Here is a 22,374-nt window from a genome sequence, read left to right on the forward strand (position 1 = left end):
GATTTTCACCCTTGCGACTTACTAATGCTTCAAGACGTTACTCCTGCGCATAAGGGACTTGCACCCTCTAGATTATTTATTTACCTTTCGGTAATTAAAAGATGCCCATGCTGGGCACACACAATGTATAAACAGCATTAAAACAACCATTTATACCAGACGTCAGTCTGTCTAAAAACTGAATGAAAAAATTAATATTAGTACTAAGCTGTTTCTTGATACTTATCGGGTGTCAGAATAGAGCATTCGAAAAGCCTAACTTAGAAGGAGACCTATATTATACATGGTTGAAACTTGGGAGCTTTTACCAGCAACCAGATAGCTTATACAATGGCTATATTGCATTAAGAGATAGTCTCGGAATTGAAGAACTGAGAAAACAAGACTCCACAAGAACTGCGCATATAGAACTATTAGAAAAACATGATTTGGTAAATAGTCCATTCATATACCTTAAGACAGATTCTGATTCCAAATTCATAGTTTATATGACTACTGAAGATTATCAGCCAATCACTAAATACACATACCAGGATTTGATTGACAATAATCAGAAAATCAAATTGAAATTAATAACCGAACGACTAACTGATAAATTACAGATTTGCAAAAAAGTTGTTTCTATTGAGAAAGTTGACGGTGAGACTTTACAAACACAGAAAAAGTTTAAAATAGAAGAATACAGATAACACGGTATATAGCAAATATGGCGTTCGGTGATTAATCCTAAGTTTAGTGTATTTTTATAATGTCCGTAAAATCTTTTTGGTTTGGCTTTAAATAAAATAAAAAGTTTTGGCTAAGTGTTTAATCGGAAATTAATTAAGAAATAAAAAAACAAACATAAGGTTAGAAACTAATTTAGTATAAAGTCTAATCTTTAACTTGTGTAAACAATATTCCTTAACGAACAATATAAAAACCAGAATGATAAATAATAAAATTAAAGGATTAGGAGAAATAGTACTACGAGTTAAAGATATGGAATTGATGAAAAAATTCTATAATCAAACTATTGGACTTGAATTAGTAAATGAATCTGAAAATTATACTTTTTTCAAAATCGCAGTTGGATATGGAGGTCATAATCAGACTCTTGCATTATTCGCTAAATCAAACCTAAATGCCTTTAATGAAAAGTTTAAAGGTATTAAAACAGCAAGTAGTACTTTACATCATTTTGCGCTTGAAATTGATAAAAAAGACTATGAGAACTTATTAAATTTCTTTAAAAAGAATAATATCGAATATGTAACGGAAGTTTTTGAGTGGATTAAATGGAAATCAATCTTTATCAAAGACCCTGAATCAAATATTGTTGAATTTGTTTGTTATGATTCTGAAATTTAAACCAATCTAACTGAAAATGAAAACAGGAAATAAAGAATTTCTTGAAACCAACTATCTAAAGGAGGCAGAGCCATAATTGTGTACTCACAAAAGTTAATTTAACATAAAAAAATTAAATAACAGCAAGGTTCACAATTCGTCAACAGCGCATGTGAAAATTAGCAAATGACTTATAAATACTGGTGTTTAAGCTATAAGTTCTGATCCCAGATCGGTCACTAAAAAAACCTCTTATCTCGATTTGATACGTGAACTTGCTTAAATATTATTAACTTGTTACATTCTTGAGGATTACGTTGGAGTGAATTAATTAGTCCTAAAGTAAAATTTAAAAACATAAAAGGTTTACTAATTTAGCCTCTCATACTAATGGAAATATAGTTACCATGGTAACTATATCTAACTTGTTAGCTGTAATCTGACCAAACAATCGAAAATGGGAATATTTGATTTTTTTAAAAGAGATATAAAAGAAACTGAAAATAACAATGAGGAAATCCCAAGTTTGGAAAAACCAGATTTTTCAGAAATTGACTTGGGAAAACTTGAAGATTATTATGATTGGACTTTAAATTTCGGAAATAGAAAAATTAATCTAGACTTAAATTTTGAGACGGAATCAACAAATCAATCGGAATTAAATCAAATATTAGAATTCGTGAACAGAATATCTGAATTTGATAATCAAAATCGTAATTATATAAAAGAGGACTCAGAACAAGACGTAAGTATGACATCAGACTATTTGAATTTCTATCTTGATGAACTTGATGAAAGTGAATTATCTGGAATAATTGACTTGAAAAATAGAAAAAAATCAAGGAATAGTCTTTTAATGGAAAAACTGAACTTAATAAGGGTTGGAATTTATCCTCAAGCTTCTTATTTTGCAACATTTGATTACTCGATTGATATTGATGGAGAACCTTGTAATCAGCTTTTGGTTTTGAATATTAATCAAGATGGAACTTTGGATTATATAACGTGGGAAAGTTGAAAAGACTACTGCTAACACGGTTTATAAAACATAGCTAGGCAAGTGTGAAATCGAAAGGTTATCGTTTATTTGCAAAGACCTCCAAATTTTTAATTTGGCTTTAAAAATGAAAAAATAAAATAAAAAGTTTTGCTAAGTGTTTAATCGAAAATTAATCGCTTTTTAATTCCCGTACTAACCATAGCTGAAGCCATTAGCAATAATTCCCCGAAAAAAATGAGAATTAAATTAATCCTACTCATACTAATAATAACAAGCTGTTCTCCAAGGTACAAGACTTTAATTCAAAATACAAAAGAAGAACCTTTAAGTGAAAAAGAAGAAATTCTCGTAATTAATAATGAATCTAGCCTAGACCTAGAAAAGGCATCATTCATTGCAGAAATCAAAGGACCTAATAAGAAGTTTTATGAATCACCTAAATCAATAACAAAAGGATGTGGTTATACAGAAATTATTAATGACTTTAAATTAGAATCGAGAAAATTTGGTGCCAACATTATTAGTATTTACAATTTAAAAAAGCCAAACTCTCTAAATAATTGTTATAAACTTAAAGCCAAACTATATAAAAGTTTTGACTCCAATTTGTTAGAATCTATTAATCAGTATAACAATTCTAGAATGGTCTCAAAACTTGATAAGGATTCGGATTATGCCATAGTTTATTTATATCGACCAAGTGCTATCACAGCAATGGTCGTGAAATTTGATATTTATTTAGATAATAATACTTTGATAACCAATTTAAAGAATGGAGACAAAACATCATATAAGATAAAGGACTTTGGGGTTCACACATTTACAGCCATTAATCAAAAAGGACAAAAAAAAGAATTCTCTCTTGACATTAAAAAAGGACAAGAATATTATTTAAGATGTGGAATAGATGTTGCTTACCCATATGCAGTTGCTCAATTTTCACATATAGATAACATAACTGGAGATAAAGAATTCAATAAAATTAAATAAAAACTATTGCAACAAAATGTAAAAATAATTGCTTAATCATATAACTATCCTTATACAAACCGCTATGAGCAAACGGAAAGACGAACTGTAACAAGAATCTTATTTTTTAATCCATAAAAGAAACCAAAAGAACAAATGAAAAAATTAGCTTTAGTACTAACAATAGGAATTACCTTTTTATCGTGTAATCAAAGTAAAAAAAACACCGACAACCCAATAAGTGAAAACCAAATTGTGAAGGATTCTTTAACAGCGGAATTGGATTCTATTCAAAAAAATGGACAAATAAATGGATTTGCGGTTGCAATGGTCAACCAAGATGGAGTGCTCTATGAAAAAGGATTTGGATTAGCTAACCTTGAAACAAAAGAGAAGTACACTAAAAACACCATACAGCATATTGCTTCTGTTTCTAAAACCCTAATTGGTATTGCTTTAATGAAAGCTAAAGAAATGGGGAAACTAAGTTTAGACGACCCGATTCAAGACTATTTACCATTTAAGGTAATAAACCCCAATTATCCGAATGAAATAATAACTATAAGACAATTAGCTACTCATACTTCTGGTATTAATGATACTAACGAGCAGTATATGGAAAGAGCTTGGATTCTTACAAAAGACCAGGACTTAACAAAAGTAAGTTCAAATTATCCCGCTCAAAAATTGAATCCGTCTGAACTAAATATACCAATGGAAGAATATTTAAACGGATATTTAGAAGTAAATGGAGCTTATTATCAAGATGATAATTATATAAATTTCAAACCAGGAGAACGATATAACTATTCAAACATAGGTGCTACTTTATGTGCATTAGTTATTGAAAAAGCAAATGGACAATCATTTGACTCGTTTACTAAAGAACATATATTAAAACCATTAGGTATGAATTCGACAGGTTGGTCACTAGCAGATGTTGATATAAAAAAGCATTCAAGATTATATAGAAATGACAATACCCTTTTACCTTTTTATACAGCTATAACTTATCCTGATGGAATGCTTATTTCATCAAGTAGCGATATGGCAAAATATTTATCTGAGTTGATTATGGGATATTGTGGTAAAGGTACATTACTTTCAAACGAAAGCTATAAAGAGCTCTTTACAGAACAATTAGAAGAACAAAACTTTGAATCACGAAATGCAGGGAACCCCTATAACGGAGACTATAGTCCTGCTATATTCATTGGACATAGCGCATTAGGTTACATAGGACATTCAGGCGGAGATGCAGGAGTTGGAACTTGGATGTATTTTGATAAAGAGAAAAAAACTGGTAGATACATTGTAATTAATACAGACATGGGGAATGATGAACGTGCGAAAGAATTAGAATACTATGCTGTTTGGGATAAAATGAATGAATATTTTGATAAATTGAACATAGAAAAGCCAGCACATAATCGTGTAAACGAGTGACGACTTAAATGTAGCTACTGCGCCTCTCACACCACCGTGCGTAGAGTCTCGTATACAGCGGTTCACCAAATTGAAGTTTGCTTATTATTAATATAATCTGTCAAAGATTTATATCCTTTTCGCTTTAGTCTAGAAATAGTGATGGTAGTTCTTAGAATTGGACTTTGGGAGGCTGGCCAGCCTCCCACTCGGGTTCTACTCCAAACGTATGCTTGTCTGTTTTCTATTCCTAATCTGATTAGTTTTTTCGTTTCCTTTCTAACTTTTTCCAATCATACCAAATGCAATATCTCAACGTATTTCTTAGCCACTCATCTAGTTTTTTAACTTTGGAATAGAGTGTTGATTAACAACCAATTGACCACCCACCCTCGACAGACTTGATTAAGCCATTCTAAGCGTTCAAACAATGACATTGGTTTGGTTTTCTTGGTGATACTTTTGAGCTTACGTTTAAACTTCCCCCAACTTTTCTTAGCTACTACTAATTGGTAGTGTCCTTTTACTCCCTTTTTATAGATGGGTACAAATCCATGTCCCAATAATTCGAAATTTACGGGACGATATATACTGCTTTTGGCTTTGCCAGTAGGTAGCTTTAGTTTTTCTTTTAGAAAATTATAAACCATATTCCCTATCCGCTTTGCATCGCTTTTCGTTTCATCTCTTTATCCAGTACATCTAACATAATATTTCCGGCAAAACTTAATAACAATATTTTAAGTAAATAATGATGTAATCAAAAACATTAAATTTATTGAGAAATTTCATATAATATTAATTAAATTGTAGAAAAATTACCACCAAAAAATATTTTAAATTGAAAAGGTATTATTCTTTTGTTTTTTTACTATGTTTTAGTCAGCTTTTATTTTCCCAAAAGAAATATAACGTATTTTCAGTTGAAGCAGCGTATGGCTTCAACATTCCTACAAAACCGAAAGACGATATAAAAGTTTCAGATTATATAATTCCCAGACATTTTGATATTGGTGTAAGATATATGTTTGATGAATTTTTCGGTTTAAAAATCGATTATGCCAATGATAGGTTTCAAAACAAAAGGAATAAAAATATTGGCAATGGGTATCACAGACTAAGCCTGGAAGCTGTATTTAACATAACTAATAAACTTAATATAATTAATAGCCAAAGCTTTAATATATTACTCCATGCAGGTATGGGCATAACTTATGCGTACCCTGAATCTATTAAACGTTTTAAAAATGGTGGAGAGTTTACATTCGGGTTAACACCTTATAACACAAAAAACTTTGAAAGGATTGGAAATTTAATATTTGGTCTAAAACCACAATATAGATATTCAAATGATTTAGTAATATATACTGATTTTTCTTACGTAATAAATACTGAACAGCAATATTCTTATAACGGTGAATTATTATTTTTAAACAGAGAAAAAGTACGTGGAGGTTTTATTAATATCTTATTTGGAATTCAATTTTATTTAGGAAAAAGGAGAAGACATGCAGATTGGTATAATTCAAGAAGAAAATTTTAAGCGGAAAAACTGACTATAATGAATACAACAAAAATAGCGTTAATCACAGGAATAACTGGTCAAGATGGAACACCTCGAAAGCTTCTTGATGTTTCTAAACTTAACAAATTAGGATGGAAAGCTGAAATTGAATTAAAACAAGGAATAATAAATACTTATAATTGGTACTGTAATAATATTGAGACTATTAGAAAAACTTCAATAAAATAACAACCACATATTCAAAACAATAATCATGCTATTCTAAGCATATATTAATATCTAATTTTGAAATAACGACCATTGGAAAACATTTCTAAATATTTAAAGAAAAATTTTTTAATATCTACGAGTAAAACACTTACCGTCTCATTAGTTACGTTATTATTATTACCATTGATAATAAAAAGAGTTGGCTTAGAGCTTTATGGCATTGTTAGCCTTACACTATTATTTAGTGGTGTTTCTTCTCTTATTGATCTGGGATTATCTAAAGCCGTTATTTTATTAAGTGGTGAAAATAAAATTTCAGAAAACAAAGTAGTTTCTTCGGCATTATATATTAATCTTTTTATAATAAGTATTTTACTAATAATATTTATTGTGCTACAAATGCTTTCCATAGATATACTGGGGAGTGATTTAAATCTTGATGAGCAGAATAAGTTCATACTCCTTAATATCGGTTTTTCCCTATTAGTATTAATGCTACTAAATAATCTGTGTAGAACCATATTAGAAGCTAAGTATATGATTCATATTGTTAATTTAACCTTAACAATTTACACACCACTTCTATATCTAACTATTTTTATAATCAGTTTTTTTACTAACCAAATTGTGGTATACATATTAATCCCATTTGTACTAACACTTCTAATGTTTCTTTTTAATCTAAGTTATATTAAAATTAAAACGACAATTAAAATTGTAAGAGTTAATAAAGAGACTATTAAGTATGTTTTAAAAAGATCATTTGCTTTTTTAAATATCGGACTCATTAACAGTATGATTATGCCATTAATGAGATACATATTTATTCTTCTGGTAGCCGATGTTGGTCTGTATGCCCTATTCGATTTATCGTTCAAAATAGCCATGTTAGCAAATAGTTTTATTTTGTCTCTGGCAACTCCAATGTTTGCTGTTTTTTCAAAAGAAATAAAAGCTAATTCAGAAAAAATGACTAAAGTTTCCTATAAGATTTTTTATGTGTCTATAGCACTATTTTTAGTTATAATTATTGGATACTATTTCTTTGGTAATTATTTTTTACATTTTTTAAATCTGGAAAGAAATGATACTAACCTATTATACACTATTACTTTCGGACTCATCCTTTCATTAGGCACCGTAGCTATTGTTGAAATATTTTACAGATATTTTTTAGGAAACAATCAATTAACTAAGGCTTTTTTATTGAAGCTAATCGTTCCTGTATTCGGTATCATTATATTTTTTGTGTTAAAGGATCTTGAGTTAATTTATAGATTTATATACGCCTACAGTATAGGATTATTTATTAGTGCTATAGCCATATTTTTTGCTTTCGTCTTTAATAATAAATGGAAAAAAACTGTAGAAATATGATCATAGCTTTATTATTTTTTTATGCTATAGCATTAATTCTAGCAGTTAAACACCCTAATTATTTCTTAGTATATTATTTATTAGCTACTACCAAATTTTTAGGTTTTATAGATCCTTCATCATTTATTATTGGTGGCGTGGAAATTGGTTATTTCGGGCTTAATATAATAGCGATTATAAGTGTGTTTTTTCAGAAAGGGTGGTATATAATGCCTAAAAAAACACAGTGGTTTATCTATTTTATACTATTAATGTTAGCATACGGTATTATTAAACCTTTCTTAGACAATAATTCTTCTTTGTATTTGTCATTCATGGCTAGTAAAGAAACATGGTTTTATTTTCTTTTTCTTTATATGATAGTATATCGCGATAGAATAGATAATAAACAACTTTTAGGTTTCATTAAGTTTATAGGCATATATTTAAGTTTAATTTATATCATCGGAAAAATATCTTTGCAATTTGTTCCGCCAGTCTACTATAACGAAAGTTACGTTCGTACTTTTTTTCCAACTTACATTAGTCTAACCATATTTATTTATGCCATTAAAATAAAATTTGAGACTATTAGAAGTATGAAAGACCGTGTTACAATCCTACTACTTTTTTTAGGCGTTTTTTTTGCAGCGCATCTTAGCTTAACTATTATGACATTTATTGGTTTTATTCTATATAAATACGTGTACGACAAAAGGCTCGAATTAAATAAATATATAGTTAGCCGATTTATTTTCATAACATTTATAATCACTTCAATAGCGTTAATATCGATAAGTGGTTTATATGAAAAAATAGTGGTTAATGTTGAAGCTATTATAACAGGAGAGGATACCTCGTTAAATGCGAGAGATATCTATAATGAATTTAGATGGGAAGCCATAAACAAGCAAAAAAATCTAGGGTACGGTTTTATCCATCAATCATCGAGTTTTATGAAAGAAATAAAAATCTCAGGATCTAATAGGTTTATGGAACGGTTTACCGTAATAGATTCTGGGTATGTAGATCTACTTATAAAATTTGGGTACATTGGCACTATACTATTAATTTTAGTATTGATTATATATTATTCGCGAGGTTTTTTAAAATCATATAAAAACCCGTTATCTCTAGCTATGTCTATTTATTTAATGCAATATGTATTTATTAATTATACATGGTCGGTTTTCACTTTTGCACACGGTATCGTACCAGGAGTAATAGCTTTTCATTTTTTATTATCTAGCAATGAAGACAGCATAGAAAAGCAAGTAATAACCAATAATATTATTATTTAATGGCTATAAAAATTCTTTACATATTACCATCATTCAATAAATTTGGAGGCACTCCCAAAAAAACATTAGATCTAATAAAACACGCTCCTAATGAATGTTATTTGTATGTATGGACAAATGCTTATGCTAAAGAATTTAAGGATGATTTTATTCAGTCTGGAGCAAAAATTTTTGTAGGCGATCACAAAAGAAATATTTTAAAACACATTAGTAATTTATTAAAGATCATTGATACTTATAATATAGAAATTATTCAATCACAATTCTTTTTTGGTGAGTTATTAGCAGGAATTTTAAAAATATTAAGACCCAAAGTAAAATTGATTGTTGCTTTTGTTGGGTCATTATCACCTTCAGGGTACAGAAAAAAACTTTTAAATATATTATATAATAAAGTTGATACTTTTATATACATATCGGAATATGTAAAAACTGAAAAAATAAAAATATACCCTAAACTAAAACATTCTAAAGGGCTTGTAATTTACAATGGCACAAATAAACCCAATAGTATAAAACATAATATTCTAAATAAAGAACAAGGCACTATAAATATACTTTGCGTTTCGGGTTTATCTAAAATTAAAAATGTACAAGTATTAATAGATTGTATGGTAATTCTCTTAGAAAAAAATTACGATCAGATTCAATTTTTGATCGCTGGAGATGGTCCTGAAAAAGAAAACTTTGAAAAACAGCTATTAGAAAAACATTTGAGTAAAAACTTTAAACTTCTAGGCTATCAAAAAAATATTGGGGATTTATATAATAGAACAAACATTTTTGCGCACCCATGTTATGTTGAAGGTTTTGGAATTGCTGTAGCAGAAGCTATGGTAGAAGAAAAGCCCATTATAGTTTCTAATGCTGGTGCACTCCCTGAGCTTATTAAAAACAATGAAACAGGTCTTTTGGTAAATGCATTTGATGCACAACAATGGGCAGATGCTATAATAAAGCTTATAGAAAATCCTGATTTAGCAAACAAACTTGCTAAAAATGCCAAACTTTATGCAGAAACTCAATTTTCGGTAAAACGATTTGTTGAAGATTATAATAAACTCTATAAAAATCTGATGAACTAAATATGAAAGTTGTTGTTTTACATCCGCCATTATACCCAATTAACCATAAATTCTTTAATGAGTTGGGTAAGCATTTAGAATTAGTAGTTTATAGTTTTGGAAATCAACCAGGATTACATAGTCAATGGAAAGTCGAAAATTTCATTGATGATAATATGACTTACAACTTGAAAATAATAAAAGGTAAAACAAACTTAAAGCGTTTTGCTGTTTCTTATCGCACGCAATTAAACCCAAGTTTTTTGTTTCAAATAAAAAAAGAAAATCCAGATATAGTAGTTAGTGTTGCGTTTTGGTTTCCTAGTTTGTATATCGCTTTCTTTAAATCTTTTTTTAAATGCAAACTTCTAATACTTACAGATGCAATAAAACAAACCGAAACGAATAATTCTGTAATTCGAAATACTTTGAGAAATTTTATAGCAAGAAAAACCACTGCTTTTATTGCTTCTTCAGACTTAACGGTTACATACTTGAAAGAACGTTTTCCTAATGTTGATATTAAAAAATCAGTACAAACAATTGATGTTATTGAATGGAAAAATAGTATTGAAAAATTAGAAAGTAAATCTAAACTTAAAGAAGCATTAGGATTTTCAAAAGACAAAACTGTCTTGTTAAGTGTTAGTAATTACATCCCTTTAAAAAACTTAGAAAAACTTATAGATGAAGTTATATTGATGCCTAATTGTGAACTGTATCTAATCGGTAAAGGCGATTTAAAAGATTCTTATGAAGCAAAGATCAAAGATCATAAAGTATCAGATAGAATAAGACTTGTTGGTCGCAAAGAAGGAGTAGAATTAAAAAAATATTATAAAGCATCAGACATTTTTGTATTTCCATCAAATAGAGACACATTTGGTTATGTCGTTATAGAAGCATTAGCTTCTGGACTCCCAGTTATATGCTCTGAAAATGCAGGAGCATCATCAATTATTGAAAACACTAAGAATGGTTATGTATTACACCCACAAGAAGATTTTACTAACTGTATAAATGACACGATAAATAACCTGGAAAAAATGTCATTATATGCTCTAAATTCGGTATCAAAATACACCATTGAGAATAAGGCTAAAGACTTTTTTAAAACATTAACAAACATCAATTAAAATGAGAAAAATCTACTTGTTTTTTTATTATGCTATAGCGCAACATTTACCTATGCAACCTTTCCCTGGATATAAATTATTTTACGGGGTTAGACGTTTTTTAGTTAAACGAATAGTAAAAAAATGTGGAGATAACATATTCGTAAAAGATCATTGTTACTTTGGAAATGGGGAACGGTTAACTATTGGAAATAGAACACAATTAGGTCAAAACGCAAAATTAGGAGGAGAAATTATTTTAGGAGACGATATACTAATGGGACCCGATATTGTAATAATGGCTACAGCCCATGCCTATGATAGAATAGATATCCCTATAAACCAACAAGGAGCAGCTAAAGAGGAGCCAGTAAAAATTGGTAATGATGTTTGGATTGGAACTCGAGCCATTATTATGCCAGGAGTAGAAATAGGGAATCATTGTATTATCGCATCAGGCGCTATAGTAACCAAATCGTTTCCAGACTATTGTATAATTGGTGGAGTCCCTGCAAAAGTTATAAAAATGAGAAGCTAAAAATGATTCATAAACTCTTTAAATATTTACATAAGGAATCTATAGATTATACTATCATTAATGGTTATAAATCATTATTTGAAAAAACGAATACTTCCGAAGATGTCGATATACTATTTAAAAAAGAAGATTTCCTTAAAATAGAACACATTTTGAAGGGGTTTTGTAAATTAAATGACTTCAAGATCGTTCAAATTTATCATCAAGAAGTTTATGCAAAAAACATTTTTATTTTCGATCCTAACACAACCAAAATATTAAACTTAGATACCTACGGTAAACTTCAAAGAAAGCACACCGCTTTTTTTACGGAAACTGAAATTTTCAAAAACTTTTCTACCTATAAAGGCATAAATATACTAGCTACACATCAAGAATTTCTTCACTATTTATTGAAGAAAATTGATAAAAATGAGATTACAGATACCGTTTTTAATTATTTACAAATGCTTTTCTTTAAAGAAGAAGCACTTTGTAAAAAAATGCTTAAACAATGTTTTAAAAATCATTCAGATAGTGTTATTAAAGCGTTACAAAGCAAAAACAAAAGTAAACTTTTAGAAAGCATAGAGACTCTAAGAAAAGATATCGTTAGTAATCCTAAAATACCTCTAAACGATAGATTTAAAGACAAACTAAGAATTCTTAAACGCATTATAAAGCCAACAGGAATCACCATTTCTTTTTTAGGGCCAGATGGCTCAGGAAAATCAACAATAATAGATGGATTAACACATAAAACCTTGCCTTTTAGAAAAACAACTTACTTTCATTTAAAGCCAATTATAACTAATAATAAAAGTATAGCAACCGTTAACCCTCATGAGTGCGCACCATATTCTAAATTAAAATCGTATGTTAAGCTCTTATTTTTTGTATATCAATATAATTTAGGCTGGTTAAAAAACATATACCTTTTAAAAATCAAATCAACATTAGTTATCTTCGATAGGTATTATGACGATTTAATTGTAGATAAAAAACGATACCGATATGGAGGTTCTAAAAGAGTGGCAAAATTAATACGCTTTTTTATACGTAAACCAGAACTTTATTTTATTCTTACCACAAACGCTGATGTTATTTATAATAGAAAACAAGAAGTTGAATTTAGTGAGTTGCAAGCACAGATTAAAAATTATAAAGCACTAACAAATGGGAAACAGTATTATCATATTGACGTAAATAGATCGCCAGACAGTATTGTAAAAGACGTTTATTCTATCCTAATGAAAAAAATGAATGAGAGATATTAGCTTTTTTTCAGAAGATACATACTTGTATCTACCAAATACAAAACATCCAAAAGTAATTTTAGCTGTTAGCGATGCTAAAACCTCTCAAAATGCATATAAACTATATAACCCCTTCTCTTTTAAAGCTAAAGTTTTAAAAAAAATTAGTCAGTTTTTATTTGTCAACTTTAACAAATTGACACTTAGTTTAGTTAAAACAAAATCGCATCAAAAATCAGATTTTATTAAACATTTAGAAAATAAATTAAATACCAAATTTAGCATTTCTGTTTATCATGCAACCGATAAAGATAAAGTAGTTTTACAATTACAATCAAATAAAAGAGTATATGGATATTTAAAATTTCCATTAAATAAAGTGGGTATAGACAATATAAATAATGAAAAAAAAGCCATTACATTACTTTCTAAAAAAAACATTATAAAATCATTTATTTTAGAAGATACCTACAATAGTATCCCCTATTTTATTTTATCGGAATTAAAAGGAGACATTGAAAATTTAGCAGATAAAGCTATTGAAACATTGATTTTTAAGTTAAAAAAGGAAAATACCTTTCAGTTAATTGATCATCAAAGAATAAAAGACTTGTATGCAGATATTGAAACTTTACAATTAAAATCATATAAATCAAAAATAGATCGTATAGTAAAACGTTCAACCATTCATTACCATGAAGCTTTTGAGCATGGCGATTTTACGCCTTGGAATATTGTTAAAACGAATGAAGGTATAATACCTTTTGATTTTGAATTTTTTGTTGAAAACGGTATCGAATATTTCGATTTAATAAAATATCACTTTCAAGTAGGAAGACTTCTTAAAAAGAAAAACCCAAAAGAACTTGCTCTCTATATATTCAATAAAATAAATAATATTGAAGTAAAAGATATAGTATCTCTATTCCTAATAAAAGAAATTATTAGATTAAAAAAAATAGGTCAAACCTATCAATTTCATGATAACATGTTAAACCATATTTGTGAATAAACGCCTAAAAATACTTGTTTCGTGCTATGCGTGTAGCCCCTATAGAGGTTCTGAACCTGGTATGGGTTGGAGTTTTATAAAAGAACTAAGCCATCATCACGAAGTTCATGTTATTACTGAAAAAGAAAAATGGCAAAAGGACATTCAAGACTATATAAAAGAAAAAAAAATAACCAATAGTCATTTTTATTTCATTCGAAAAAAAAGAAACAGAACATTAAGAAAAATATGGCCTCCCTCCTATTATTGGTTTTATAAAGCATGGCAAAAAAAAGCATATCGTTTAGCAAAACAATTAGATGCAAAGGAAAATTTTGATATTATACATCAATTAAACATGGTTGGTTACAGAGAACCTGGTTATCTCTGGAAAATAGAAAAACCATTTGTTTGGGGACCTATTGGTGGCACTCAAAATGTACCGTGGCATTTATTTTCTGTATTAAATAGGCATGGTAAACTATTTTATGGAGGACGAAATATTATCAACACAATTCAGAAGTCTTTTTTAAAACGACCACGATTAGCAGCAAAAAAGAAAGTATCAGCACTAATAGCTGCGACACCAGATATTCAAAAAGACATTCTGAAATTATGGAAAAAGTCATCAGAAATTATAACAGAAGTTGGAACTAATGGGTCTTTAGATATTAAGATAAATGATAGGCAAGAAAAGGAAGCATTACAAATAGTTTGGTCGGGACAGCATACCTCTGGAAAAGCATTGAATATTTTACTAAGAAGTTTGGTGTTATTAGATACTAAAATTAATTGGCAATTGCACGTTTTAGGTATTGGAAAGGAAACCGACAATTGGAAATCTCTAGCCAAAAAATTAAATATTTCTAGACATTGTAAATGGCATGGATGGGTTCAAAAAAATGATGGTTTAAATATTATGCAAAAAGGTCATTTATTATGCATTACCAGCTTAAAAGACCTAACTTCTACCATTACTCTTGAAGCTATTTCGTTAGGTTTGCCAATAGTTTGTTTAGACCATTGCGGTTTTTCGTTTGTAGTGAATAAAAGTTGCGGCATAAAAATTGAATTGGGCAACATCAATAATATTTATAATGATTTCAAAGAAGCTATCGAATTACTTTATAAAGATGAAAATTTAAGAAAACAATTAGCTATTGGCGCTTTAAATAGATCTAAAGATTTTTCTTGGAAACAAAAAATCAAAAAACTAAATACCATTTACTCAAACTTACTTGAATGAAGATACTTATCATTCATAATAAATATGGAAAATACAGTGGCGAAGAGGCTGTTGTTGATGCCCAGATAGATCTTTTAAAATCTAATAACCATCAAGTTATTACTTATTTTAGAAGTAGTGAAGAATTAGAAAATCAAGCCAATGGTAAAATCAAAGCTTTTTTTTCGGCATTTCATAATTCTAAAGTAATACACGATATCAAAAAATTAATATATAAGGAGGCACCAGACCTTGTTCATATTCATAATCTTTATCCAATCATATCGCCTGCAATCTTACCAGAGATTAAAAAGATTGGAATTCCTATAGTTATGACTGTACATAATTACAGATTACTTTGCCCTAACGGTTTATTTTATACTAATGGAACTATTTGTGAAAAATGTACAGGTTTGGGTAAAGAATTAAATTGTATTACTAATAACTGCGAAGGGTCTATTTTTAAAAGTACAGGTTATGCTTTTAGAAATATGTGGGCAAGAAGAAAAAAATATTATATAGATAATGTTGATGCCTATTTATGTTTAACAAGCTTTCAAAAAAACAAACTTATAGCAAATCAATTTGAAGCAAATAAGTGTTTTGTAATCCCCAACATATACAGCAAAACACTTATCGATATAGATTATAATATTAATGAGCGCAACTATATTGCTTTTGCTGGGCGTATAAGTCCAGAAAAAGGAATCCCCATTTTATTGGCAGCAGCAAAAAAATTGCCACACATTAATTTTCAAATGGCTGGTTTAATGCGAAAAGGATATCAAAAAGAATTAGAAATTCCCTTTAATGTTAAATTAAGAGGAATGTTAAACGCTGATGAAATGAAAGTGTTTTATTCTAAGGCTAGATTATATTTACATACAAGCGTATGTTATGAAGGGTTTCCTATGGTATTTCCAGAAGCTATGGCTTATAAACTCCCCATAATAGCTCCAAGAATGGCTGGCTATCCTGAAATTGCAGAAGATGGTTATAATGGTATCTTATTTGAACCAAAGAATGTAGAAGATCTTGCCAAAGTACTTTCTAACATTTGGGACGATAATAACAAGTTAAAACGACTAGGTTCAAATGGCTATAGTATGGTAAAAGAAAAATATAGTGTTAATGCTTATTATGAATCTTTATTATTTGTATATAATTTAATTCTTAAATTATAAAAAATCACTTATCAAAGTGATTTTAACTTTACGATATTACAGTAGCTTTATTAAAATTAAATTTTAAAACAGTGTCTTTCTGGAATTAATTTATGCAAGAAATCACATCTAAAACACTATTCAGATATTAAATATCATAAACTTTATGTTCTAATAAAACAGTATTATTAATTAAAAATAGTACGCTAAAAGCTACTTAAGTAGTAGGTATTTATTTTCTTATAAGTAGTCTTAACTTTATTTAAAAAGTGAGTTTTTTTTCTAAATTATATGCATTTTGTCGGATTTTATTGTATTTTAGCGGAATAATCCCAAATTACAACCATTATGTACCAACCTTTTAATTCTCTTATATGGATAAATAATAATGTTTTTTTTTCCATTATTATTCTTTTTGTTACAGCAATAATTCTGTATAAAATGACTCCTATTGTTGTTAAACTATTTAACTTAAAATCATCAATAAATAATTCTAAAAATACGCCTTTTAAAAGTATCGTCGAATTAGATTTAGAATCTGTAGATTTAAAAACTATGGGGTTAAGAAACATTCTTAAAAACTACATCTTTTCATCAGACCTTAAAGATATAGACCTTAATAAAAGACAAATCATAAATACTATAAACCCACATTCCTATTGTGTTTCAAAAAAAGATTTATCATTTAAAAAAGCACTTATAAATAGTGATGTTTTATTACCAGATGGGTTTGGAATTGTTTTAGCAACAAAAGTATTATTTGGAAAACATATAAAAAAAATTGCAGGAGCAGATATACATGCTCACCTATTAAAGTATGCTAATTTAAATAAAAAGAAAGTGTTTTATCTAGGAGCATCTCAAAACACTTTAAAATTAATAACAAAAAGATTAAAGAAAGAGTATCCTAATATTCAAGTGGCTAGCTACTCACCTCCATATAAATTGGAATTTAACAGTAAAGATTCAAAACAAATGATTGATAAGGTCAATACATTTAACCCAGACATATTATTTGTAGGGATGACAGCACCAAAACAAGAAAAGTGGGTACAAATAAACAAACATAGCCTTTGCCCTAAAACCATTGTTTCTATAGGTGCCGTTTTTGATTTCTATGCAGGAACTGTAAAACGATCTAATTCATTTTGGATTAATCTAGGTTTAGAGTGGCTTCCTAGATTAATTAAAGAACCCAAACGATTATGGCGAAGAAATTTTATTTCAACCCCTCTATTTCTTATAAGCTTAGGAAAAGCAAAACTTAATTTAAGTTAAAGACATTTTTTTAACCCAAACCTACAATTATGAATATTTCATTTAATGATTTAGTAGCTTCAGATTATTATGCTATATGGATTTTGTTGGCTTTTTACTTATCTGCAATAGTATCTTATTCTTCTTATCCCATTATAATTAAAATTTCAAGATTAAAGGAATTAATGCAAGAACCAGGAAAAAGAAGTTCTCATATAGTAAAAACACCAAATTTAGGAGGCATTGGTATTTTTTTAGGAATTGTTAGTGTACTAACTTTTATAGGAAGCATACTATCATATAATAACTTATTATGTTTTATTGGATCTTTGATCGTTTTATTTTTCACTGGTATAAAAGATGATCTAGTTGAGTTGTCCCCTATTAAAAAATTAATTGGCCAACTGTTAGCTTCGTTATCTGTAATCATTATTACGGATGTAAGAATTCATAGTTTCTTTGGAATATTTGGTATTGAATTATTATCATATACTTTTTCTGTGATCTTTACCTTATTTGTATTTATCTTACTCATTAACGCCTTCAATTTAATAGACGGAGTAGATGGTTTAGCTGGTAGTATTGGAATAACGTGTAGTTTATTGTTTGGTATTTACTTTTATTCAAATGGAAACGATTCCATGCTTTTTATATCTGTAAGCTTAATAGGAGCTTTGTCAACGTTTTTGGTTTTTAACTTCTCTAAAACCAAAAAAATATTTATGGGAGATACTGGTTCTATGATTGTTGGTTTTATTCTAGCCTACCAAGCCATTAGCTTTTTACATATTAACCATAATGTAGAAGTATTTTCGGCAATTTCAAATCCACCAGCATTAGTTATAGCCATATTTAGTTTTCCATTAATGGACACGCTTAGAGTTTTTATTATTAGAATCATAAAAAAAAGAAGCCCATTTTCTGCAGATAGAAATCACATTCATCATAATTTACTTTCTTTAGGACTTAAACACTGGGAAATCTCATTAATTGCTTCTCTTTTTGTATTAGTAATGGCAATAATGACTTACACGTTTAGTAATGTTTCTTTACACTTTTCTATTTTGTCTTTAATAATATGTAGTTCCATTTTTTCAATTACACCATATTTACTTTTAGGAGTACGTCAAAATTTCAATAATAATACTTTAAGTAGTAACGGTATTAAGATATTTCGTTTTTCAAATAAAAAACCTAAATATTATTTAGAATTAAGAAAAATATATAATTCAGTATTAAATATTTTTATTTCAATAATTATTTATCTTAATATGTAATAAAATACATATATTTATAAATATTTTTATCCAATCAAACCAGAATGCTAAAACTAAAAATAGTAGAAACTTATTTTATTTTTTTTATTTCTATTTTTTGCCTGTTTTTATCCTCCTGTGCTTCAAAAAAAAACGTTCTATACATACAAGACATTGATAAACAGGACGGAAGAGAATTAAGTTATAACACCAATAAAATACAAGTAAACGATATATTAGCAATAAAAGTAAGCTCACTTTACCCTGAAACAGCTATTCCTTATAATTTTGACAATAGTTTATCTACAAATTCAAGTTTTATAGAAACATTAAAATTACAAGGTAGTTTAGTGTCTTCAGAAGGATACATAATTTTGCCTATTATTGGCTCCATAAAAGCTACAGGTAAATCTACAACAGAACTAGAACTTCATATAAAATCAATTTTAGAATCGGGCAATTATTTACAAAATGCCATAGTAAGTGTTCGTATTTTAAATTCTAAAATCACTATTTTAGGAGAAGTCATTACACCTGGGACTTATACCATTACAGAACAAAACATTACCATACTTCAAGCTTTAGGTTATGCTGGTGATTTAAAAATTAATGCCGATCGGAAAGATATTTTAATAATAAGAGATGTAGACGGTAAGCAGCTTATTAAACATATAGATTTAACTAAAACAGACTGGTTTGATAGTCCTTTTTATTTTATCAAACAAAATGATGTTATCGTTGTAAACCCGAATAATACTAAAATTAAAAGTTCAGGATATATTGGTAATGTAGGCACTGTATTAACTATTGCATCCATTTTATTGAGTACAGTAGTTATTTTAACTAGATAATATTTAAGGATATGACAAAAAAACCTTACTATTTATCAGATGACAAAGATTCTTTAAATATAAAAGAAGAGTTTATTAAATACCTACGTAATTGGCCTTGGTTTATAGTCACGATTCTTCTGTTCCTTACTTTTGCGTTTTTCTATTTAAAATATGCAACAGTAAATTACCAAACTATTGGAAAAATAAAAATTCTTGATGATTCATCCAAAGCAATTGAGTTACCTGGGGATATTTCATCTCTGTTTGAAAGCTCTAAAGTAAACTTAGAAAATGAAATTGAAGTTATTAAATCACAACGTCTACTAGAAAATGTCGTTAAAAATTTAAGCTTAAATATTTCATATTTTGAAGAAGGTAGTATAAAAAGTAAAGAACTTTGGAATCCCCCATTTAAAGTTCATGCTATAGATTCCATCATCAAACTACCAGAAAGCGACATTTATTTTGTAGAAATAGCTTCTGATGCCTATCATATTTCAAATTCTAAAAATAAGAAATGGCAAATTAAAACCCATAACATAGATAGTAAATTCGAAGACCTGCCTTTCTTAATAAAGACTGTATCTTCTAATATGATTGAACGTCATTTAGGAAAAAAATATAAAGTCAAGTTCTCATCAGTTAGAAAAACAACCATAAAATTATCCAACAGTCTTAAAGTTTCACAAATAGGAAAATCCAGTGATATACTTTCTTTATCCTTAATAGGAGAATCTCATTTAAAATCTGAAGCTATTATAAATGAACTCATTAACCAATTTAACTTAGATGGTATTTTAGATAGGCAGCTCGTATCTCAAAGAACCATGGATTTTGTAGATGATAGATTTATTTTTCTCACTGAAGAATTAGACTCAATTGAAAGTAACAAAAAAGGGTTTAAACAAAATAATAGTTTAAGCGATATAGGATTAGACACAGAGTACACTATTGTTAGAAAAGCGAATACCTCAGATGAAGTATTACGATTAGAAACACAATTAGAAATAGCTAAACTACTTAGAGAAACATTAAATAATCAAAATGAATTTAGTTTATTACCTGCAAATATCGGACTAGAAAATGCAGGAATTAATACTTTAATATATGATTTTAATGTAGATGTAACATACCGCAATAGAATAGCAAATGGAGCTGGTACCAATAACCCTATAATTTTAAATTTAGAATCAAAACTAGTTAGACTTAAGACGAATATTTTAAAATCTGTTATAGCTTACGAAAAACAATCTAATGCAGCTCTTAAAAGAGCTAATAAAATAAGTAAAAAAGCTAGTGGTTTATTTTCTCAGATTCCAGAAAAAGAAAAAATATTACGATCTATTGAACGACAACAGAGTATTAAAGAAACATTATATGTTCTATTACTGGAAAAGAGAGAAGAAGCCGCAATAAATTTAGCGATTACCTCACCGTCAATAAAAGTGGTAGATTATGCATTAACAAATTCAAAACCTACATCTCCAAATCGTAGTAATACATATTTTGTAGCTTTAAGTATGGGGTTAATTTTACCTTTTGCTTTTTTTTACATATTATTTTTTATTGATTCAAAAATTCATAGAAAAGAAGATATAGCATCTAAAAACCAGACAATTCCAATTGTTGGAGAAATCCCTCATACAAAAGACGACAAACTTATTAAAGGGGCTTCAGACAAATCTATCTTGTCAGAATCATTTAGGGTTTTAAGAACCAATATAAATCATTTTTTAAAAAATAACTCAAAAGACAATAATGGAAAAGTTATATTCATAACTTCAACAATAAAAGGAGAAGGTAAAACATTTACTGCTATTAATCTGGCGTTGTCTTATTTAAGTTTAAATAAAAAAGTACTACTTGTGGGTGCTGATTTTAGAAACCCCCAAATTCATTCTTATTTCAAAAAAACAAGGAATAGTGATGGATTATCTAATTATTTAGATAATGAAAGTATTAATTATAATGATCTCATTTTAGATTATAGTGTAGGCAATTCAAAATTAAAAATACTACACTCTGGAAGCATTCCACCAAGCCCTGCTGAATTAATATCTAATGGCCGTTTTGGAGATTTACTACAACAACTAAAGAAAGAATACGACTATGTTGTTGTAGATACAGCCCCAACAATTCTAGTTACAGATACTATGTTAATTGCGCCATATGCAGATTCAACGATATATGTTGTTAGATCGAAGTATACAGATAAAAAATTATTACCCTTTGCTTGCCAACTTATTGAATCTAATAAGCTAATTAACGTTGCTTTTTTATTAAACGGATTGGTACCAAGCAGACTATATGGGTACAATTATAACTATGGTTATAATTATGGTTATGGTAATGAAAACACGAAAAAGCCTTGGTACTTAAAAATGTTAAGGAGATAATATGTTGTTTTAATACAGCTATATTATTATTTATACTAGCCCGTCTATAGGTACCAACTAAACTAAACTAAACTAAACTAATTCTCTATGGACTAGTTGCTTCTATAGCTCGTTTTAGCTGACTAAAAATATGCCTATCTGATCTATAATTTTTCATCCTTAAAAAACATTTATTGATAAAAAAAC

21 protein-coding genes are annotated in these 22,374 nt (G+C 28.4%); 20 read left to right on the forward strand and 1 reads right to left on the reverse strand.

Features of this window, described 5'->3' with window-relative positions:
- The first annotated feature begins 182 nt into the window (after positions 1 to 182).
- The 5 genes from Q4Q40_RS19390 (at position 183) to Q4Q40_RS19410 (ending at position 4,744) form a co-directional block, all read left to right on the forward strand.
- Entirely contained in the window at positions 183 to 689 is a 507-nt protein-coding gene (locus Q4Q40_RS19390; RefSeq protein WP_303303656.1) for a hypothetical protein, read from the forward strand.
- A 238-nt stretch (positions 690 to 927) separates the two neighbouring features.
- A complete protein-coding gene (locus Q4Q40_RS19395) occupies positions 928 to 1,350 on the forward strand; it encodes a VOC family protein (RefSeq protein ID WP_303303657.1) in 423 nt (140 codons plus the stop codon).
- Between the two features lie 436 nt (positions 1,351 to 1,786).
- Entirely contained in the window at positions 1,787 to 2,347 is a 561-nt protein-coding gene (locus Q4Q40_RS19400; protein WP_303303658.1) for a DUF2004 domain-containing protein, read from the forward strand.
- A 216-nt stretch (positions 2,348 to 2,563) separates the two neighbouring features.
- Entirely contained in the window at positions 2,564 to 3,319 is a 756-nt protein-coding gene (locus tag Q4Q40_RS19405) for a hypothetical protein (RefSeq protein ID WP_303303659.1), read from the forward strand.
- A 135-nt stretch (positions 3,320 to 3,454) separates the two neighbouring features.
- On the forward strand, positions 3,455 to 4,744 hold the full coding sequence (locus Q4Q40_RS19410; protein ID WP_303303660.1) for a serine hydrolase domain-containing protein: 1,290 nt from the start codon (positions 3,455 to 3,457) through the stop codon (positions 4,742 to 4,744).
- A gap of 323 nt (positions 4,745 to 5,067) precedes the next feature.
- Here the strand turns inward: Q4Q40_RS19410 and Q4Q40_RS19415 are convergent, their stop codons facing one another.
- Positions 5,068 to 5,373 carry a group II intron maturase-specific domain-containing protein gene (locus Q4Q40_RS19415; RefSeq protein WP_303303661.1) on the reverse strand — a complete coding sequence of 102 codons (306 nt, stop codon included), beginning with the start codon at positions 5,371 to 5,373 and terminating at the stop codon, positions 5,068 to 5,070.
- Between the two features lie 191 nt (positions 5,374 to 5,564).
- Between Q4Q40_RS19415 and Q4Q40_RS19420 the strand changes: the two genes are divergently transcribed.
- From Q4Q40_RS19420 to Q4Q40_RS19490, 15 genes are all read left to right on the forward strand, one after another.
- The gene (locus tag Q4Q40_RS19420) at positions 5,565 to 6,266 is read left to right on the forward strand and encodes a hypothetical protein (protein WP_303303662.1); all 702 of its coding nucleotides are present in this window, start codon (positions 5,565 to 5,567) and stop codon (positions 6,264 to 6,266) included.
- 18 nt (positions 6,267 to 6,284) lie between these two features.
- Positions 6,285 to 6,476, forward strand: coding sequence for a hypothetical protein (locus Q4Q40_RS19425; protein ID WP_303303663.1), 192 nt, complete (start codon positions 6,285 to 6,287; stop codon positions 6,474 to 6,476).
- 72 nt (positions 6,477 to 6,548) lie between these two features.
- Positions 6,549 to 7,835 carry an MATE family efflux transporter gene (locus Q4Q40_RS19430; RefSeq protein WP_303303664.1) on the forward strand — a complete coding sequence of 429 codons (1,287 nt, stop codon included), beginning with the start codon at positions 6,549 to 6,551 and terminating at the stop codon, positions 7,833 to 7,835.
- Complete coding sequence (locus tag Q4Q40_RS19435; protein WP_303303665.1) at positions 7,832 to 9,115, forward strand: O-antigen ligase family protein; 1,284 nt, start codon at positions 7,832 to 7,834, stop codon at positions 9,113 to 9,115. Before Q4Q40_RS19430 ends, Q4Q40_RS19435 begins: the two co-directional genes overlap by 4 nt.
- Positions 9,115 to 10,200, forward strand: coding sequence for a glycosyltransferase family 4 protein (locus tag Q4Q40_RS19440; RefSeq protein WP_303303666.1), 1,086 nt, complete (start codon positions 9,115 to 9,117; stop codon positions 10,198 to 10,200). Before Q4Q40_RS19435 ends, Q4Q40_RS19440 begins: the two co-directional genes overlap by 1 nt.
- A 2-nt stretch (positions 10,201 to 10,202) precedes the next feature.
- Positions 10,203 to 11,315: a glycosyltransferase family 4 protein gene (locus Q4Q40_RS19445; protein ID WP_303303667.1), complete on the forward strand. Its 1,113-nt coding sequence runs from the start codon at positions 10,203 to 10,205 to the stop codon at positions 11,313 to 11,315.
- A 1-nt stretch (position 11,316) separates the two neighbouring features.
- Positions 11,317 to 11,832, forward strand: a complete 516-nt coding sequence (locus Q4Q40_RS19450; protein WP_303303668.1) for an acyltransferase — start codon at positions 11,317 to 11,319, stop codon at positions 11,830 to 11,832.
- A 2-nt stretch (positions 11,833 to 11,834) separates the two neighbouring features.
- Positions 11,835 to 13,088 carry a P-loop NTPase family protein gene (locus tag Q4Q40_RS19455; protein ID WP_303303669.1) on the forward strand — a complete coding sequence of 418 codons (1,254 nt, stop codon included), beginning with the start codon at positions 11,835 to 11,837 and terminating at the stop codon, positions 13,086 to 13,088.
- Positions 13,075 to 14,079, forward strand: coding sequence for a hypothetical protein (locus tag Q4Q40_RS19460; RefSeq protein ID WP_303303670.1), 1,005 nt, complete (start codon positions 13,075 to 13,077; stop codon positions 14,077 to 14,079). The genes Q4Q40_RS19455 and Q4Q40_RS19460 overlap by 14 nt, the downstream gene beginning before the upstream one ends.
- Entirely contained in the window at positions 14,072 to 15,304 is a 1,233-nt protein-coding gene (locus tag Q4Q40_RS19465; protein WP_303303671.1) for a glycosyltransferase family 4 protein, read from the forward strand. Before Q4Q40_RS19460 ends, Q4Q40_RS19465 begins: the two co-directional genes overlap by 8 nt.
- Positions 15,301 to 16,467 (forward strand): glycosyltransferase family 4 protein, encoded by a 1,167-nt coding sequence (locus Q4Q40_RS19470; RefSeq protein WP_303303672.1) that lies wholly within the window; start codon positions 15,301 to 15,303, stop codon positions 16,465 to 16,467. The genes Q4Q40_RS19465 and Q4Q40_RS19470 overlap by 4 nt, the downstream gene beginning before the upstream one ends.
- A gap of 327 nt (positions 16,468 to 16,794) precedes the next feature.
- Positions 16,795 to 17,724 (forward strand): WecB/TagA/CpsF family glycosyltransferase, encoded by a 930-nt coding sequence (locus tag Q4Q40_RS19475; RefSeq protein WP_303303673.1) that lies wholly within the window; start codon positions 16,795 to 16,797, stop codon positions 17,722 to 17,724.
- A 29-nt stretch (positions 17,725 to 17,753) separates the two neighbouring features.
- Complete coding sequence (locus Q4Q40_RS19480; protein WP_303303674.1) at positions 17,754 to 18,980, forward strand: MraY family glycosyltransferase; 1,227 nt, start codon at positions 17,754 to 17,756, stop codon at positions 18,978 to 18,980.
- A gap of 44 nt (positions 18,981 to 19,024) precedes the next feature.
- Positions 19,025 to 19,810, forward strand: coding sequence for a polysaccharide biosynthesis/export family protein (locus Q4Q40_RS19485; protein ID WP_303303675.1), 786 nt, complete (start codon positions 19,025 to 19,027; stop codon positions 19,808 to 19,810).
- 11 nt (positions 19,811 to 19,821) lie between these two features.
- Positions 19,822 to 22,188, forward strand: coding sequence for a GumC family protein (locus Q4Q40_RS19490; protein WP_303303676.1), 2,367 nt, complete (start codon positions 19,822 to 19,824; stop codon positions 22,186 to 22,188).
- Positions 22,189 to 22,374: the final 186 nt, after the last annotated feature.

The sequence above is a fragment of the Flavivirga jejuensis genome, from assembly GCF_030540765.1.
Lineage (GTDB): Bacteria > Bacteroidota > Bacteroidia > Flavobacteriales > Flavobacteriaceae > Flavivirga > Flavivirga jejuensis.

Bases quoted from the DNA above. Each gene is read 5' to 3' on its own strand.
- Q4Q40_RS19390 (WP_303303656.1), top strand. From the start codon at position 183: ATGAAAAAATTAATATTAGTACTAAGCTGTTTCTTGATACTTATCGGG.
- Q4Q40_RS19395 (WP_303303657.1), top strand. From the start codon at position 928: ATGATAAATAATAAAATTAAAGGATTAGGAGAAATAGTACTACGAGTT.
- Q4Q40_RS19400 (WP_303303658.1), top strand. From the start codon at position 1,787: ATGGGAATATTTGATTTTTTTAAAAGAGATATAAAAGAAACTGAAAAT.
- Q4Q40_RS19405 (WP_303303659.1), top strand. From the start codon at position 2,564: ATGAGAATTAAATTAATCCTACTCATACTAATAATAACAAGCTGTTCT.
- Q4Q40_RS19410 (WP_303303660.1), top strand. From the start codon at position 3,455: ATGAAAAAATTAGCTTTAGTACTAACAATAGGAATTACCTTTTTATCG.
- Q4Q40_RS19415 (WP_303303661.1), bottom strand. From the start codon at position 5,373: ATGGTTTATAATTTTCTAAAAGAAAAACTAAAGCTACCTACTGGCAAA.
- Q4Q40_RS19425 (WP_303303663.1), top strand. From the start codon at position 6,285: ATGAATACAACAAAAATAGCGTTAATCACAGGAATAACTGGTCAAGAT.
- Q4Q40_RS19435 (WP_303303665.1), top strand. From the start codon at position 7,832: ATGATCATAGCTTTATTATTTTTTTATGCTATAGCATTAATTCTAGCA.
- Q4Q40_RS19440 (WP_303303666.1), top strand. From the start codon at position 9,115: ATGGCTATAAAAATTCTTTACATATTACCATCATTCAATAAATTTGGA.
- Q4Q40_RS19445 (WP_303303667.1), top strand. From the start codon at position 10,203: ATGAAAGTTGTTGTTTTACATCCGCCATTATACCCAATTAACCATAAA.
- Q4Q40_RS19450 (WP_303303668.1), top strand. From the start codon at position 11,317: ATGAGAAAAATCTACTTGTTTTTTTATTATGCTATAGCGCAACATTTA.
- Q4Q40_RS19455 (WP_303303669.1), top strand. From the start codon at position 11,835: ATGATTCATAAACTCTTTAAATATTTACATAAGGAATCTATAGATTAT.
- Q4Q40_RS19460 (WP_303303670.1), top strand. From the start codon at position 13,075: ATGAGAGATATTAGCTTTTTTTCAGAAGATACATACTTGTATCTACCA.
- Q4Q40_RS19470 (WP_303303672.1), top strand. From the start codon at position 15,301: ATGAAGATACTTATCATTCATAATAAATATGGAAAATACAGTGGCGAA.
- Q4Q40_RS19475 (WP_303303673.1), top strand. From the start codon at position 16,795: ATGTACCAACCTTTTAATTCTCTTATATGGATAAATAATAATGTTTTT.
- Q4Q40_RS19480 (WP_303303674.1), top strand. From the start codon at position 17,754: ATGAATATTTCATTTAATGATTTAGTAGCTTCAGATTATTATGCTATA.
- Q4Q40_RS19485 (WP_303303675.1), top strand. From the start codon at position 19,025: ATGCTAAAACTAAAAATAGTAGAAACTTATTTTATTTTTTTTATTTCT.
- Q4Q40_RS19490 (WP_303303676.1), top strand. From the start codon at position 19,822: ATGACAAAAAAACCTTACTATTTATCAGATGACAAAGATTCTTTAAAT.